Consider the following 14,389-nt stretch of genomic DNA (forward strand, 5'->3'; position numbering starts at 1 on the left):
CACCACCGTCGCGGCCGTCATCTGGTGGTGGCACCTGCGCCGCGGCCTCGCCGACCACGTGGCCGCCCTGCCCGCGGGGCCCGAGGTCGGCACCCTCCCCGGCACCGACCCGGTGCCCCGCTTGCAAGGAGTCACGTCATGAGCGCTGCACCGACAGTCACCGTCGGCCTGCCCGTCTACAACGGCGAGCGGTTCCTGCGGGAGTCGCTGGACGCGCTGCTCGCGCAGACCTGGACTGACTTCGAGCTCATCATCTCCGACAACGGCTCGACCGACGCCACGGCGGAGATCTGCCAGGAGTACGTCGCCCGCGATCCGCGCATCCGGTACGTCCGGCAGCGCGAGAACATCGGCGCAGCCCGCAACCACAACGTGCTGCCCCGGCTGGCACGCGGTCGGTACTTCAAGTGGGCATCGCACGACGACCTCTACGCGCCCGATCTCGTCGAGCGGTGCGTCGCGGTCCTTGAGTCACACCCGGAGGCGGTACTGGCCCATTGCGGCGACGCGTTCGTCGACGAGCACGGCGTGCGCACCGGCGAGGTGCGCTACCGGCTGGACACGGAGAACCCGTCCGCGCCGGCCCGCCTGCGCAGCCTGCTCCGGGAGCCCGGGGGCAACGACTTCTACGGGCTCATCCGCATCGACGTGTTGCTCCGGGCGCTTCCCCACGGGACCTACTACAACGCTGATCGGACCTTCATGGCAGGACTCGTCATGCAGGGTCAGTTCCGGCACATTCAGGCCGTCCTCTACTGGCGGCGCCAGCACGCAGGGCGAGCGACGCTCGCCGGCGGTCTGCGGGAGCGGGCAGTGGTCCTCGGGCCGGAGCGTGCCGACCGGTGGCGGCACCCGTTGGTCCGCATGCACGTCGAGTACGTGCTCGGCTTCGTCAGGGCGGTGGTGACCGCGCCGGTCACCGCCGCGGACCGGGCCCGAGCGCTGCTGGAGGTGGCCGGCTGGCTCTTCAGCCGTCTGGCCACGCGTCGCAACCACCGCCCGGTCGAGGCGAGTCCCCCGGTTGGGGCAGAGCGGTGACCCGGCTCGCGGTCTACGGGTACTTCGGCATGGGCAACCTCGGCAACGAGGGCACCCTCGCCGCCTTCCTCGACCACGTGCGGACCCGTCACCCCGAGGTCGAGCTCCGTGGGCTGGTGGCCGACCCCGAGGTCGTACGCCGCGAGCACGGTCTTCCGGCGGTCAGGCTGATGGCCTACCGGCCAGGGCCAGGTGGCGGTCCCCTCCGGAGGTTCGCCAAGCTCGCCAGCCGCCTGTGGGACGTCCCGCGCACGTGGCGACTCACCCGCGATGTCGACCTCCTCGTCGTCCCCGGCACCGGGGTCCTCGAGACCAACCTGACGCCCGGACCCGCCGGGCTGCCGTACTGGCTGTTCCTTGCTGCCCTCTCGTGCCGGGTGCGCGGCCGCCGGGTGGTGCTGGTGGGCATCGGCGCGGAGCCGGCCGCCCATCCGCTCACCCGGCTGCTCCACCGCGGCACGGCCAGGCTGGCGCAGGTGAGCTTCCGCGACGAGGCATCCCGGGCCGCTGTGGCCGCATACGGCCGCACAGGCCCGGTGCATCCCGACCTCGCCTTCGCCCTCCCGGTCCCGCCGTCGCATCCGCCGCGGCCCGGTCACCTAGTCCTCGGGATCATGCAGTACGCCGACCTCGACTCCGTGACCGCCCGACTGGTCGTCGCCGTGAGCAGGCTGGTGGGCGCCGGTCGGACGGTGACCCTGGTCGTCGGCGACATCGCCGACCACCCGATGGCGGACCGGATCGCGGCCGAGGTCACGGCCCGAACACCCGGGCGACCTGGCGCCGTCACCGTGAGCCTGGCCGACACGCTCCCCGCCCTCATGCGGGAGATGGCCGAGGCCGAGGTCGTCGTCGCCTCGCGGTTCCACAACCTCCTGTGCGCACTCGCCCTCGGCAGGCCGACGGTCTCGCTGAGCTACGCCGACAAGCATCGTCGCCTGCTGACCGAGTTCGGTCTCGGCGAGCTGGAGCAGCCGCTCGCTGACATCGACGTCGAGCTCCTCCTGGAGCACATCGAGCGGGCACCGAAGCTGGCCGCCGAGCCCGGGACAGCCGCCCGAGCCGCCGCGGTTCGGGAGCGCTATCGGGTCGAGGTCACCGACCACCTGGAGCGCGCCCTGGCACTGGGCTGAGGTGGCTGCCCCGAGGCTCGGTGAGCCCGGGCCAGCCGCCGACCGCGCCGACCAGGGTCAGCGTGCCGAGCACCGAGAGGCCCAGCAGAGCGCCGCCCACCACGTCCGTGGACCAGTGCGTCCCCGTCACGAGCAGCGCGACGCCCATCACGAGCGCGGTCGCACCCACACCGCCCACGGTGCGCCAGGACGTGCCGTGCCACCGCGCCACGAGGACCAGCGTCCCCGCCGTGACGACGATCGACGCCTCGTGACCTGACGGGTAGCTGCCGTCGACGCCGTGCATGTCGACCCGCGTCACGGCTGAGCGCAGGACCCACAGCCCAGCGATGAGGAGGACAACGGCAACACCGGTGAGGAGGAGGGGCCACAGCGAGCGGAAGCTGCGCGCGGCGAGAGCTCCCCCGACGAGGAGCAGCACGACGCTCACCCGCGGCTGCAGCCCTTCCACCACGACGTCACAGACCCGTTGCTGCCATCCCCACTCCCCGCTCGGCCAGAACCACTCTCGGGCACTGTCGTCGAAGCCGGCGGTCCGGCCGGCTGAGACCAAGGCGCTGAGCACGGCCAACGACGTCACCGCGACGAGCCAGAGCACCGGCGCGGCGACCAGGCGGACGCCACCCGGGGCCGGGCGGCCCTGAGCCGTGTGCCGGCCCGGACCGGTCACGCCACCCGTACCGCGACTCGTCCAAGCCTGTCGGTGAGCGCCGACAGCGGCGGTGCGACCCGGTCGTTGAAGGACGTGAGCATCACCGGCAGCGGCCACGCGATCGCGAGCTCGTCGTCGTCGTACGCGATGGTGAGGTCCTCGCTCGGGTCGTGGGCGCGGTCGATCCGGTACGAGATGTCGGCGGGCGCGGTCAGCGCCTGGAATCCGTGTGCGCAGCCGGGCGGGATGAAGACAGAGTTCTGACGGTCGCCGGACAGCTCGAAGGAGAGCCAGGAGCGGTACGTCGGCGACCCCTGCCGCAGGTCGACCACGACGTCGAAGATGGCGCCGCTCGAGCAGCGCACGAGCTTGCCCTCACCGGCGCCGAGGCGGATGTGGAGCCCACGGACGACGCCGTACGCCGACCGCGACAGGCTGTCCTGAACGAACGCGGTGGGGTCGAGCCCGGCCTGGCGGGCGATCTCGGCGTCGAACGTGCGGCTGAAGAACCCCCGCGCGTCGTAGACCGGCTGCGGGGTGAAGGTGACCACCCCCGGAATGGCCGTGGTTCCGATCTGCATGGGTCCTCCTACGCGATCGACGACGGTGTACGCCGCTTCTGATTCTTCGGGTTCGGCGTCGCGACGGCCGCCGGATCGGGACCCTCTCCCCCATATTGGCGATCGAACAGGCGCGCGGCGACCCGTGCGAGCGCGAGCGTCCCGGTGGCGATCAGCGCCCCGCCGGCCAGGTCGGTGAGCCGGTGCGTGTCGGTGATCAGCAGCCCCGCGGCCATGGCGGCACCCAGGGCGACGACCACCGTCCAGGCCCACCAGTGGGAGGCGGCGCCGCTCGCGAGCACGAGGGCACCGGCACAGGACAGGGTCAGGGTCAGGTGACCCGACGGGAAGGAGCCGGCATGGTGGATCGGGTCGTGCGACTCCAGCCGTGGCAGCACCCATTTCACCCCGATCTCCACCACGGACGCGGCGCCCACGACGCCGAGCGTGAGGATCAACGGGCCCAGTCGTCGGCGCCACGCCGAGAGCACAAGCGCCAGCGCCGTCACCACCGCGACCTGACGGACCGGCCCGAACGCGTGTACAGCGTGGTCGGCCTTCTCCTGCAGCGGATTCCACTCCGGGTCCGGGTCGATCCGGGCGCCGACCCAGAGGTCGAGCCGGTCGGTCGTCCGGGTGAGCACGAGCAGACAGAGGACGGCGAAGAGCAGGACGCAGGCGGCCGTCAGCGCGACGGCGCCTGCTCGCTGCCTCATGGCGGCTCCTGTGCTGCGGCGTGATCCCGAGGGCGGGTGCCCGTGAGCCCGATCCTGACGCCGGTGACGCGCCCGGAGCGCCGCGGTGTGGGCGACTCCCCAAATTGGGGCAAAAGTCCCGGTCCCCCCTGACGCCGGGACGACCTCTGTCGAGACTCGGACCAGTCCGCAACGAGTCCGCGTCGCCGAACCAGAGCCCTGGGGGAACCCTGATGGACCAGCCACGCTGCCGCCTGTGCGGGACCGAGCTCACCCAGACGTTCGTGGATCTTGGGATGTCGCCGCCATGCGAGAGCTACCTTTCCGTCGACCAGCTGGAGGAGGGCGAGGCGTTCTATCCGCTGCACGTGCGGGTCTGCTCCGAGTGCTTGCTGGTCCAGCTTCCGTCGTACATCCCGGCCGAGGACATCTTCAGCGACTACGCCTACTTCAGCTCCTACTCCGACTCGTGGGTGAGGCACGCCGAGACGTACGTCGACAAGGCGACCGCGAGGCTCGGCCTGACCACGAGCTCGTTCGTCGTCGAGGTGGCGAGCAACGACGGCTACCTCCTCCAGCACGCCGTCGCCCGCGGCATCCGCTCGCTGGGCATCGAGCCGGCCGCGAACGTCGCCGAGGCAGCGATCGCGAAGGGCATCGAGACCGAGGTCCTGTTCCTTGGCGAGGAGACCGGGACCAAGATCGCTGAGGCGCACGGCAAGGCCGACCTCGTCGTCGCCAACAACGTGTTCGCGCACGTGCCCGACATCGTCGACTTCGCCAAGGGTCTCCGTGCCCTGGTCGCCGAGACCGGGACCGTCACCGTCGAGATCCCGCACCTGCTTCGCCTGATCGAGGGCAACGAGTACGACACGATCTACCACGAGCACTTCTCCTACCTCTCGCTGCTGACCACCCAGCGGGTCCTGGCCGTCGCCGGCCTGACCGTCGTCGATGTCGAGGAGCTCGAGTCGCACGGCGGGTCGCTGCGAACCTGGTCGCGTCCGAGCGAGGTTGCCGACGAGCCGAGCACGAGGGTGGCGGAGGTGTTGGCCGACGAGCGGTCAGCCGGACTGCACACGCTCGAGGGTCACGCCGGCTTCGCACGCCAGGTGGCGACGGTTCGCTTCGACCTGATGGCGTTCCTCCTCCAGTGCCAGAGGGACGGGAGGACCGTCGTGGCGTACGGCGCGCCCGGGAAGGGCAACACCCTCCTCAACCACTGCGGCATCCGGAGCGACCTGATCCGGTTCAGCGTCGACCGGAGCCCCGTCAAGCACGGGAAGTTCCTCCCGGGCACGCATATTCCGATCCGACCGGTCGAGGCGCTCGCCGAGGCCCGTCCCGAGTTCGTCCTGATCATGCCGTGGAACCTCCGTAAGGAGATCACGGCCCAGTTGGCCTACGTCCGCGATTGGGGTGCGCGGCTCGTCGTCGCGCTTCCCCGGCTCGAGATCTTCTGAGAACGAGGAGGAACCATGAAGGTCGTGCTGTTCTGTGGCGGGCTCGGTATGCGGATGCGCGCCGACAACCAGTCGCTGCCCAAGCCGATGATGCCCATCGGCAGCCGCCCCGTGCTGTGGCACATCATGCGGTACTACGCCCACTTCGGCTACACGGAGTTCGTCCTCTGCCTGGGGTACGGCGCCCAGGCGGTGAAGAACTACTTCCTGGACTACCGCGAGACCGCCTCCAACGACTTCGTCCTCACCAAGGGCGGTCAGCATGTCGACCTGTTGGACACCGACATCAGCGACTGGACGATCACGTTCATCGACACCGGCATGGACACCGCCATCGGCGAGCGCCTGCGGCGGGTCCGCCCCTATCTCGAAGGCGACGAGCTCTTCCTCGCCAACTACGGCGACGTGCTCACGGACGCGCCGATGGACCAGCTCGTCGAGAGCTTCGCCGCGAGCGACGCCGTCGCGCAGTTCATCGCCGTGAAGCCCCAGGACTCCTTCCACGTCGTCGACATGGACGAGCAAGGCCGGGTCAGCGCGTTGGTCCCGGTCGCCGATATGCCGTTCTCCATCAACGGTGGCTACTTCGTGCTGCGTCAGGGCATCTTCGACTACCTCGACGAAGGTGACGACCTGGTGATGGACGGCTGCGTGAAGGCGGCCCGGGACGGCCGGACACTCGCGTACCCCTACGACGGTTTCTGGGCCCCGATGGACACCCTGAAGGAGCGGACCGCGCTGGAGGACCTCTACCGCCGCGGCATCTCGCCCTGGGCGATGTGGCAGGACCGCCCGGTGGCCGCCGGCCGCCCGATCATCCCGGTGGACGCGGACCAAGTCCCATGCTGAGGGGCTGACATGCTCGGTCTTCTGCTTCCCGACAGGCCCCTCCACCTGCTCTGCCTCGGGGCCCATCCCGACGACGTGGAGATCGGCTGCGGAGGGACGCTGCTGACCCTGGCCGACCGGCCCGGCCTGCAGATCACCGCCGCGGTCCTGACCGGTACGCCGGACCGGGCGGCCGAGTCCACGCGAGCACTGGAGGAGATCCTCCCCTCGGTCAAGACCCACTTCCTCGGGTTGCCGGACGGCCGGCTCCCGGATCACTGGGGCGAGGTGAAGCAGGATCTGGAGGATCTCTCCCGGGAGTGCCGGCCAGACCTGGTCCTGGCGCCTCGGGTCGACGACGCACACCAGGACCACCGGCTCGTCGGCTCCCTCGCTCCGACGGTGTGGCGGGACGCGCTGACCCTTCACTACGAGATCCCGAAATGGGACGGGGACGTCGCGGCACCCAGCCATTACGTCGCCCTCGACGCGGAGACGGGCCGCCGCAAGGTGGACTTGCTCAACCGGCACTTCCCCAGCCAGCTGGCCCACGATTGGTGGGACGACGAGCTGTTCCTCGGGCTGATGCGGGTGCGCGGGATGGAGTGCCGCGCCGGCTACGCGGAGGCGTTCTTCGCCACCAAGGTCCTGGTGGAGCTGCGATGACCACCGCGGGCGCCCCGACCTCCCGGTTCACCCGCTCGACCCTCGCTCAGCAACGCCTGCACGAGCTGGTCCCGGGCGGCGCGCACACCTACGCGCGTGCCTCCGACCAGTACCCGGAGGGCATGGCACCAATCCTCGTCCGAGGTCAGGGTGCCCGGGTGTGGGACCTCGATGAGCACGAGTACGTGGAGTACGGCATGGGCCTGCGGGCAGTCACGCTCGGTCACGGCTACAGGCCCGTGGTGGAGGCGGTCGGCCGCGCCATCCGCGACGGAGTGAGCTTCACCCGGCCGACTGAGCTCGAGCTGACGGCGGCCGAGACGTTCGTCGCCCAGGTTCCGGGAGCCGAGATGGTGAAGTTCACCAAGAACGGCTCCGACGCCACCACGGCGGCCGTGAAGCTGGCCCGGGCCGCGACCGGCCGGCCGTTGGCGGCGATCTGCCGCACGCAGCCGTTCTTCTCCGCCGACGACTGGTTCATCGGGACCACCCCGATGAGCGCCGGCACTGTCGGCGTCGACCTCACGGTCGACTTCCGGTACAACGACCTGGGCTCGGTGCGCGCCCTCCTCGATGCCCATCCGGGACAGATCGCCTGCGTCATCCTCGAGGCCGGCACCGCCTTGGCCGAGCCGGCGCCCGGCTTCCTCGAGGGACTGCGTACCCTTGCCGGCCAGGACGGGTTCGTCCTCGTGTTCGACGAGATGGTCACCGGCATGCGCTGGTCGTTCCAAGGCGCCCAGCATGTCTACGGCGTCACGCCGGACCTGTCCACCTGGGGGAAGGCGCTCGGCAACGGGTTCGCCGTCGCGGCCCTGGCCGGGAAGCGCGAGCTCATGGAGCTCGGCGGCCTCCGCACGGACGCGCGCCGCGTCTTCCTGCTCTCGACGACCAACGGCCCCGAGACGGCCGGACTGGCGGCCTACCTCGCGGTCGCGGAGGCATACCGCCGCCACGACGTCATCGGCCGAATGGAGGAGCAGGGCCGCAAGCTCGCCGCCGCCGTGGGCGCGGTGGTCGCCGACGCCGGGCTTCAGGAGTACGTCGAGGTGGCCGGTCGCCCCTCCTGCCAGGTCTTCCTCACCCGCGGTCCGGACCGGCAGCCGTCGCAGGAGTACCGCACCTTGTTCCTGCAGGAGTTGCTCCGCCGCGGTGTCCTCGGGCAGTCGTTCGTGATCTCCGCGGCACACACCGACACCGACCTCGAAGTCACCGTCCGGGCCGTGCGCGAGGCACTGGTGCCGTACCTCCGTGCCCTCGAGTCCGGAACGACGGCCGGTCTGCTCCATGGACGACCGGTGGCCCCCGCGCTTCGCGAGCGGGCAGCCCCAAGGCGGCTGTTCCCGACATGAGGTGTCTGACCCACGATCCCCCTGCGCCGGAACGACGATGCGCGGTTACCACCTAGGTGTCTCGGATCTGGAGCGGCTGCCCGCGCACGTGATCGCCATACGACCAAGGTTTCCCGAGGAACTGTTGGACCACACCGTCTCCACTGGGTCTGCGTGACGAGCAGGCTCGGCGACGGACGCGAGGAGGTTATGGAATGTCATCCACGAGTTCCGTGGTGTCGCGCGCTCGGCACATCGGTGGTCGCTACAAGCGCGTGACCCAGCAGATCCTCAGCGCCGCCGGAGTCCGGCAGCCGGAGACGCGCATCGCCGCGGACGCCCAGTCCTTCTGGTCCCGTCCCGCCGGACCGTGGTGGGAGGACCAATCGCATTGGCGCGAGGGTCCCATGTTCGCCACTGGCGACCTGTGGTCGCGGCTCGGCCGCGACCACCTTGAGCTCGTCAAGCGGAATGCTCGGGCGGTCGGATGGGAGTGGCGGCAGCCCCGGATCGTCGACTGGGGGTGCGGAGGAGGCGCTAATGCGGTCCACTTTGCCCCACTGGCGAGCGAGTTCATCGGAGTGGACATCGCTGAGGCCACCGTGGAGGAATGCCGCAGACAGGTCGCGACCGTATGCTCGACACCGTTCACCTCGGTGATCATCGAGGTGAACGCCCCCGAGTCGGCGGCCAACGCGATCAGGTCGTGCGACCTGTTCGTCTCCTTCTACGTGTTCGAGCTCATTCCAACCCCCGAGTACGGTGAGCGTCTTCTGCGGATCGCCGCAGAGGCGCTTGTGCCCGGCGGCCTCGCGGTCATCCAGATCCGGTACTCCGATGGCACCTGGCGCACCGGTTCCCGTCGCCGCTCCTACCGTTCCGGATTCGCCGACATGACCACGTACCGGATCGACGAGTTCTGGGAGCTGTCGGCGCGCTGCGGACTGATCCCGCATCTGGTGACTCTGGTCCCCCGCAACGAGCTCGATCGGCGCTACGCCTACTTCGTGCTCAGCAAGCCGGCGGTCACCTGACGAATCGGTGTGCATCAACCTCCGGCAGCGAGCGCGCTGGCGCACTGGTCACTGACACAGGTCGACTGGTGGAGGAGCGACGCGGCTCAAATCGGGGCGGCTCTCCTTCGGCGTGGGGATGGTGCGCGAGCCCGTGGCGGTGTGGCCCGGGCCGCCCTCACCTGCGCCGCACGTCCAGCTGGAACGCGTCCATCTTGAACGTCCGCTCCACGCCGCCGGTGCTGACGATCTCGAACCCGTAGCCGACCTGTCCGATCGTGACCCTCGGGGAGAGCAGGCCCCGCCGCTTGGCGTCGCGGATGGTGGCGAGCACGGCCGTGCGGCCCCGCGTGTAATTGCGCTCGGGCACGTAGGCGATGTAGCTCGCGTCGCGCCTGCTGGAGGCCCACACCGTCCATTGGCGCCCACCGATCTCCACGTTGCGCGCGCGCACCGAGCCGGCCGGGCGCTGCCCGCGGTTCTGGGTCCAGATCATGACCTCGTGCTCCCCGGGAACCCCGTTCAGCCACACGTCGAACGCGGCGTTGTAGATCCCAGCGGCGGGCGCGCGGTGTGCATGCACGGCGAGGATCCGGCTGAAGGTCTCCAATCTCGGCTCGGCACCGGTCGACCAGTTGTGCCAGTCCCGGTGCACGTTCGGGTAGGTCTTCACCGCCCCGTCTCCGCGGCGGTTGTCCATCCGGGCCCGGACCAGCCAGTTCCCCTTGCTGCAGACCGTGATCCGCTGCTGCACGTCGTACCCGCCGGCGTTCCAGGCGTTGTTGTGCACGACGTAGTTGCCCTGGAACCACATCGCGTCCGGTGCCGAGGACGACCATCGGGCCTGGCCGCTCGTGCAGGTGCTCGCGGACGCCGGGGAGGAGGCGGTCAGGAGAGGGAGGGCCAGGAGTGGGGCTGCCAGGGTCGAGGCCGCGAGCCATCGCAGTACTGATCTCATCGAGGGTGTCGCCTTTCTGGGTGCTTTCCAGTGGGGCGTCGAGAGCTCACCGGGGGGAGCAACATGAGTCCGACGAAGTGCCAGACGGTACGCGAAGATCTCCCGGCCGCCGAGTTGCCGCCACAGGTTGGAATGCAAAATCCGCCGCACGCCGTCGGCGGCCGCGGCGAACCTCGAGCGATCCGTCGACAGGCGGGCACGGGTCCTCTCCCCAAGATGGGGTAGCGCATGCGGGAGTCGGCCTGGCGGCGTACGCGGCCTCCTAGCGTGGCGCTGAAGTAGTCCGATTCCGAGGGAGGCTCCATGCAGGTCCTCGTCACCGGTGACCGCGGCCAGGTCGGCGCCGTGCGCGACCCGCCCTTCCGTGCAACCGACCGTCAGCCACGCTCGGCGCCACGCGCCGGGGCCGTGGCCTGACGAGGGCAACCCGAGATGCGCGCCGAGCACTGGACCGGCCGTGACGTCTTCGTGACCGGGCATACCGGCTTCAAGGGGGCGTGGTTGAGTGCGCTCCTCCACAGGCTCGGGGCCCGGGTGCACGGGTACGCCCTGGAGACGCCCGGTTCCTTCCTCTTCCACCGCGCGGGCCTCAGCCGACTACTCGCCTCCGACGTTCGCGGCGACATCCGGGACCGGGATCGGTTGCGCACCGCGCTCGAGGCCTCGGGTGCTGACGTGGTGCTGCACCTGGCCGCGCAGAGCGTCGTCCGCGAGTCCTACCGCGACCCTGTGGAGACGTTCTCCACGAACGTCGACGGCGCGGTCTGCGTCGTGCTCGCCGCGCAGGCGCAGCAGCGGGTGCGGTCGTGCGTCGTGGTGACGACCGACAAGGTCTATCGCAACAACGAGTGGGAGTGGGCCTACCGCGAGGACGAGCCGCTCGGCGGTCGCGACCCGTACTCCGCCTCCAAGGCGTGCACGGAGCTGTGCACGCTCTCCCTGGCAGAGTGCTTCCCACGAGCCGGGCTGGGGGTCGCGACGGCGCGGGCCGGCAACGTGGTCGGCGGCGGCGACGCGACAGCTGACGCTCTGGTGCCGGAGCTGATCGACGCGTTCGGCGCCGGGCGGCCCGCGGAGCTGCGGCACCCCGCGGCGGTCAGGCCATGGCAGCACGTGCTGGAACCGTTGAGTGGCTATCTCACCCTGGCCGAACAGCTGCCCGGCCCCGCCCACGCGAAGGGCTGGAACTTCGGTCCGCCCACCGACCACGTGCTCACCGTGGGCGAGGTCGCCAGCGCCATGGCTCGGTCCTGGGGCGGAGACGCCGAGTGGAAGGCGGTGCCTGGCGAGGGGCCGCACGAGGCGGGCCTGCTGCTGCTCGACTCCGCCCGCGCCCGCGCCTGGCTCGGCTGGAGGCCTACGCTGGCGCCACTCGAGGCGTTCGATCTCACCGTCGCGTGGGAACGGTCGGTGCGCGGCGGCACCACGCCGTACGACGCCACGCTGGCCCAGGTCGACCACTACCTGTCGCGCCAGGAGGTCGGCGATGGGTGACGCCGCCGGCCGGATGCGGGAGATCCTGGAAGAGCTCTACCCCCTCTGCCGGAGCATCACCGGCGACGGGGTACGGGCGACTCTGGAGCGGCTGGCCGACCGGCTACCGGCCGCAATGGAGCGCAGCGAGGTGCCCTCCGGGACCCAGGTCTTCGACTGGACAGTCAACGACGAATGGCAGGCACGTGAGGCCTGGATCGCGCGGCCGGACGGCCGGCGGGTCGTCGACTTCGCCGACCACACCCTGCACCTGGTCAACTACAGCACGCCGTTCCGGGGGCGGTTGACTCGTCAGCAGCTGCTCCCCCACCTGCACACACTGCCGGACCAGCCGGACCTGATCCCGTACCGCACGACCTACTACCACCGCGACTGGGGCTTCTGCCTGAGCCACCGGCAGCTGGCGGAGCTGGGGGACGGCCCGTTCGAGGTGTGTGTCGACACCGGCCTGGCGCCCGGCCACCTCTCCTACGGCGAGGTGGTGCTGCCCGGGGAGACCACCGACGAGGTGCTGCTCAGCGCTCACGTGTGCCATCCCTCGCTGGCGAACGACAACCTGTCCGGCATCGCGGTGGCCAGCGAGGTGATGCGCGCGCTCGCGGCCCGCGACCACCGGCGGTACACCTACCGACTGATCCTCGCGCCGGGCACGATCGGCTCGCTCACCTGGCTCTCCCGCAACGCCGACGCCGTGCGCCGCGTGCGCCACGGCCTCGTGCTCACCGGGCTGGGCGGCGGCGGACCGCTGGTCTACAAGCGCACCCGCCACGGGGCTCGCCCCATCGACCGAGCCGCGGCCCACGTCGTACGCCGGCGCGGGGGCGAGCAGCGTGACTACTCCCCGTACGGGTACGACGAGCGGCAGTACAACGCGCTGGGCTTCGACCTCGCCGTCGGCCGGCTGAGCCGCACCCCGCACGGCGAGTATCCGGAGTACCACACGTCCGCGGACGACCTCGACTTCGTCACCGACGACCAGCTGGTGGAGAGCCTCGACGCCGTGCTCGGGATTCTCGACGTACTGGAGCACGACGCGGCCTACACCAACCTCAGCCCGTGCGGCGAGCCGCAGCTCGGGTCGCGCGGCCTCTACCCCACCATGGGCGGTACCGCTGCCACGGAGGCGGTGATGGCGATGCTGTGGACGCTGGCGTACTCCGACGGCTCCACCACGCTGCTGCAGATCGCCGAGCGCGCGGATCTGCCGTTCGAGGCGCTGCATCGCGCGGCCCGCGACCTCTGCGATGCGGGCCTCCTGGGCCGCTGACAGCAGGGTGATGACCTGACCGGACGGTGAGCGCTCAGCGGCGGGCGCGCGCCGGAAGCACCTTGCCGCTGTTCAGCGCCTTCCACACCCGCGGCGTGACGACGCCCTTGTCTCCGAGCTTCAGGCGCTTGCGGTAGTGCTTCACCACGCGGGCGGTCGCCGGGCCGTACGCCCCGTCGACCCGCACCTTCGGCGCGCCGAGCGCGACGTTGAGCGAGCGCTGCAACCGCCGGACCGGCTCCCCCCGCGCACCCTTCCTCAGGACCGGGGTGCGACCGTGCGCCAGCAGGGACGTCCAGGTACGTCGGTCGACGGCGCCTGTCGTTCGCAGGCCACGGAGCTGCTGGTGTTGCCGGACCGCGCGCACGGTGGCGGCGTCGTAACGGCCGCTGGTCTTCGTGGGATGCCGGTCGCCGGGAAGGACGAGGCACTGCAGTACCCGGACGAGACTGCCCTGGGCACCACGGCGCAGCGCCAGTGGCCGCGCTCTTGCCGCCGCCTGGTCGCAGGAGGCCGGCATCGACGCGCGGCGGGTCGCGCCGAGGCTGACGAAGTTCCAGTCGATGTGCATCCGGATGCCGCCGAACTCGACCCTGGTGTCCAGTGCGTACTGGTGGACGCGGCTGGTCCGCATGAACGCCGGATCCGCGACGTACCTGGCCGGCATGCTGCCGACGCGGTCGATCCAGGCGTACCAGACCGCGTCCGGCCGGGTGTAGCCACGACCGGTGCGGCTGAGCAACGAGATGCCGGAGTTCACGTGGGAGTACACCCCGGAGCGGTAGCCGCGCCGGTGGAGCTCGTTGGTCCACTCCTCCAGGAAGGCGAGCGACGACCCACGGCACCGCGCTCGACGCGTGTCGAACGGCTCGATGTCGTAGAAGATGACCTCGCCTCGCGGCAGCCGGAGGGAACGGGCGGTCGCCGCCGCGCTGCGCGCCTCGCGCACGCCCCTGGCTCGCGCGGCGTCGTACCGCCGGTTCCGGCCCGGCTTGCCGACGATGCGGTGGTCGTAGCCGGTGCAGGACGCCTGCGGACCGACCCAGATCGGCAGCAGCCTCCACCCCGCGCGGGTCTGGTTCCTCACCCACTGCCGGCTCAGGTGTCGCTGCTCGCATGCCCGGTGGATGCCGCCCAGGTAGATCCCGATGCCGGTGAAGGGCGAGGAGAGCCTCCACCGGTCCATGACCCGCTGGCTGGGCGCCCGGCAGGCGTCGAACGCGTGGCCGCTCCAGGCCGGGCCGGCCGCCGGGGGTGGTGGAGGCGGTGGCGGCGGAGGTGCTGGTTCGGT

14 protein-coding genes are annotated in these 14,389 nt (G+C 70.7%); 9 read left to right on the forward strand and 5 right to left on the reverse strand.

Translation table 11 applies throughout. The features are described 5' to 3' along the window. The first annotated feature begins 138 nt into the window (after positions 1-138). Both E7Z54_RS02450 and E7Z54_RS02455 read left to right on the forward strand, forming a co-directional pair. Positions 139-1,038 carry a glycosyltransferase family 2 protein gene (locus tag E7Z54_RS02450; protein ID WP_136431423.1) on the forward strand — a complete coding sequence of 300 codons (900 nt, stop codon included), beginning with the start codon at positions 139-141 and terminating at the stop codon, positions 1,036-1,038. Continuing rightward, a complete protein-coding gene (locus tag E7Z54_RS02455) occupies positions 1,035-2,171 on the forward strand; it encodes a polysaccharide pyruvyl transferase family protein (protein WP_136431424.1) in 1,137 nt (378 codons plus the stop codon). Before E7Z54_RS02450 ends, E7Z54_RS02455 begins: the two co-directional genes overlap by 4 nt. Here E7Z54_RS02455 and E7Z54_RS02460 read toward each other — a convergent pair. Genes E7Z54_RS02460 through E7Z54_RS02470 form a run of 3 tightly spaced genes read right to left on the reverse strand, consistent with a single transcriptional unit; the run spans position 2,134 to position 4,099 of the window. Next, positions 2,134-2,841 (reverse strand): phosphatase PAP2 family protein, encoded by a 708-nt coding sequence (locus tag E7Z54_RS02460; protein ID WP_136431425.1) that lies wholly within the window; start codon positions 2,839-2,841, stop codon positions 2,134-2,136. The two genes, E7Z54_RS02455 and E7Z54_RS02460, sit on opposite strands and share 38 nt — an antisense overlap. Then, positions 2,838-3,404 (reverse strand): dTDP-4-dehydrorhamnose 3,5-epimerase, encoded by a 567-nt coding sequence (rfbC, locus tag E7Z54_RS02465; protein ID WP_136431426.1) that lies wholly within the window; start codon positions 3,402-3,404, stop codon positions 2,838-2,840. The genes E7Z54_RS02460 and rfbC overlap by 4 nt, the downstream gene beginning before the upstream one ends. A gap of 8 nt (positions 3,405-3,412) precedes the next feature. Next, positions 3,413-4,099, reverse strand: a complete 687-nt coding sequence (locus E7Z54_RS02470) for a hypothetical protein (RefSeq protein ID WP_136431427.1) — start codon at positions 4,097-4,099, stop codon at positions 3,413-3,415. A 212-nt stretch (positions 4,100-4,311) separates the two neighbouring features. Here E7Z54_RS02470 and E7Z54_RS02475 point away from each other — a divergent pair, with 212 nt between their 5' ends. The 5 genes from E7Z54_RS02475 (at position 4,312) to E7Z54_RS02495 (ending at position 9,400) form a co-directional block, all read left to right on the forward strand. After that, positions 4,312-5,541, forward strand: coding sequence for a class I SAM-dependent methyltransferase (locus E7Z54_RS02475; RefSeq protein WP_136431428.1), 1,230 nt, complete (start codon positions 4,312-4,314; stop codon positions 5,539-5,541). A gap of 15 nt (positions 5,542-5,556) precedes the next feature. Further along, complete coding sequence (locus E7Z54_RS02480; RefSeq protein ID WP_136431429.1) at positions 5,557-6,390, forward strand: sugar phosphate nucleotidyltransferase; 834 nt, start codon at positions 5,557-5,559, stop codon at positions 6,388-6,390. Positions 6,391-6,399: 9 nt separating this feature from the next. After that, positions 6,400-7,035: a PIG-L deacetylase family protein gene (locus tag E7Z54_RS02485; protein WP_136431430.1), complete on the forward strand. Its 636-nt coding sequence runs from the start codon at positions 6,400-6,402 to the stop codon at positions 7,033-7,035. Continuing rightward, a complete protein-coding gene (locus E7Z54_RS02490; RefSeq protein WP_136431431.1) occupies positions 7,032-8,387 on the forward strand; it encodes a glutamate-1-semialdehyde 2,1-aminomutase in 1,356 nt (451 codons plus the stop codon). The genes E7Z54_RS02485 and E7Z54_RS02490 overlap by 4 nt, the downstream gene beginning before the upstream one ends. Positions 8,388-8,581: 194 nt before the next feature. Continuing rightward, complete coding sequence (locus E7Z54_RS02495) at positions 8,582-9,400, forward strand: class I SAM-dependent methyltransferase (RefSeq protein WP_136431432.1); 819 nt, start codon at positions 8,582-8,584, stop codon at positions 9,398-9,400. A gap of 157 nt (positions 9,401-9,557) precedes the next feature. Here the strand turns inward: E7Z54_RS02495 and E7Z54_RS22860 are convergent, their stop codons facing one another. After that, positions 9,558-10,337: a GH12 family glycosyl hydrolase domain-containing protein gene (locus E7Z54_RS22860; RefSeq protein WP_168798127.1), complete on the reverse strand. Its 780-nt coding sequence runs from the start codon at positions 10,335-10,337 to the stop codon at positions 9,558-9,560. A 432-nt stretch (positions 10,338-10,769) separates the two neighbouring features. On the opposite strand from E7Z54_RS22860, the gene rfbG reads away from it, so the two are divergent. Further along, positions 10,770-11,831: a CDP-glucose 4,6-dehydratase gene (gene rfbG, locus E7Z54_RS02505; protein ID WP_136431434.1), complete on the forward strand. Its 1,062-nt coding sequence runs from the start codon at positions 10,770-10,772 to the stop codon at positions 11,829-11,831. Beyond that, entirely contained in the window at positions 11,824-13,098 is a 1,275-nt protein-coding gene (locus E7Z54_RS02510) for a DUF4910 domain-containing protein (RefSeq protein WP_136431435.1), read from the forward strand. Before rfbG ends, E7Z54_RS02510 begins: the two co-directional genes overlap by 8 nt. Before the next feature lie 34 nt (positions 13,099-13,132). On the opposite strand, the gene E7Z54_RS02515 is transcribed toward E7Z54_RS02510, so the two are convergent. Continuing rightward, a partial coding sequence (locus E7Z54_RS02515; protein WP_136431436.1) for a glycoside hydrolase domain-containing protein occupies positions 13,133-14,389 on the reverse strand: 1,257 nt, incomplete at its 5' end.

This window comes from Nocardioides sp., from assembly GCF_004803405.1.
GTDB classification, from domain to species: domain Bacteria; phylum Actinomycetota; class Actinomycetes; order Propionibacteriales; family Nocardioidaceae; genus Nocardioides; species Nocardioides vastitatis.

What these genes read in the sequence shown, in the direction of transcription:
- E7Z54_RS22860 (WP_168798127.1), bottom strand. Translation starts at nt 10,337, where the DNA reads ATGAGATCAGTACTGCGATGGCTCGCGGCCTCGACCCTGGCAGCCCCA.
- E7Z54_RS02490 (WP_136431431.1), top strand. Translation starts at nt 7,032, where the DNA reads ATGACCACCGCGGGCGCCCCGACCTCCCGGTTCACCCGCTCGACCCTC.
- E7Z54_RS02475 (WP_136431428.1), top strand. Translation starts at nt 4,312, where the DNA reads ATGGACCAGCCACGCTGCCGCCTGTGCGGGACCGAGCTCACCCAGACG.
- E7Z54_RS02450 (WP_136431423.1), top strand. Translation starts at nt 139, where the DNA reads ATGAGCGCTGCACCGACAGTCACCGTCGGCCTGCCCGTCTACAACGGC.
- E7Z54_RS02480 (WP_136431429.1), top strand. Translation starts at nt 5,557, where the DNA reads ATGAAGGTCGTGCTGTTCTGTGGCGGGCTCGGTATGCGGATGCGCGCC.
- E7Z54_RS02470 (WP_136431427.1), bottom strand. Translation starts at nt 4,099, where the DNA reads ATGAGGCAGCGAGCAGGCGCCGTCGCGCTGACGGCCGCCTGCGTCCTG.
- E7Z54_RS02510 (WP_136431435.1), top strand. Translation starts at nt 11,824, where the DNA reads ATGGGTGACGCCGCCGGCCGGATGCGGGAGATCCTGGAAGAGCTCTAC.
- E7Z54_RS02495 (WP_136431432.1), top strand. Translation starts at nt 8,582, where the DNA reads ATGTCATCCACGAGTTCCGTGGTGTCGCGCGCTCGGCACATCGGTGGT.
- E7Z54_RS02485 (WP_136431430.1), top strand. Translation starts at nt 6,400, where the DNA reads ATGCTCGGTCTTCTGCTTCCCGACAGGCCCCTCCACCTGCTCTGCCTC.
- rfbG (WP_136431434.1), top strand. Translation starts at nt 10,770, where the DNA reads ATGCGCGCCGAGCACTGGACCGGCCGTGACGTCTTCGTGACCGGGCAT.
- rfbC (WP_136431426.1), bottom strand. Translation starts at nt 3,404, where the DNA reads ATGCAGATCGGAACCACGGCCATTCCGGGGGTGGTCACCTTCACCCCG.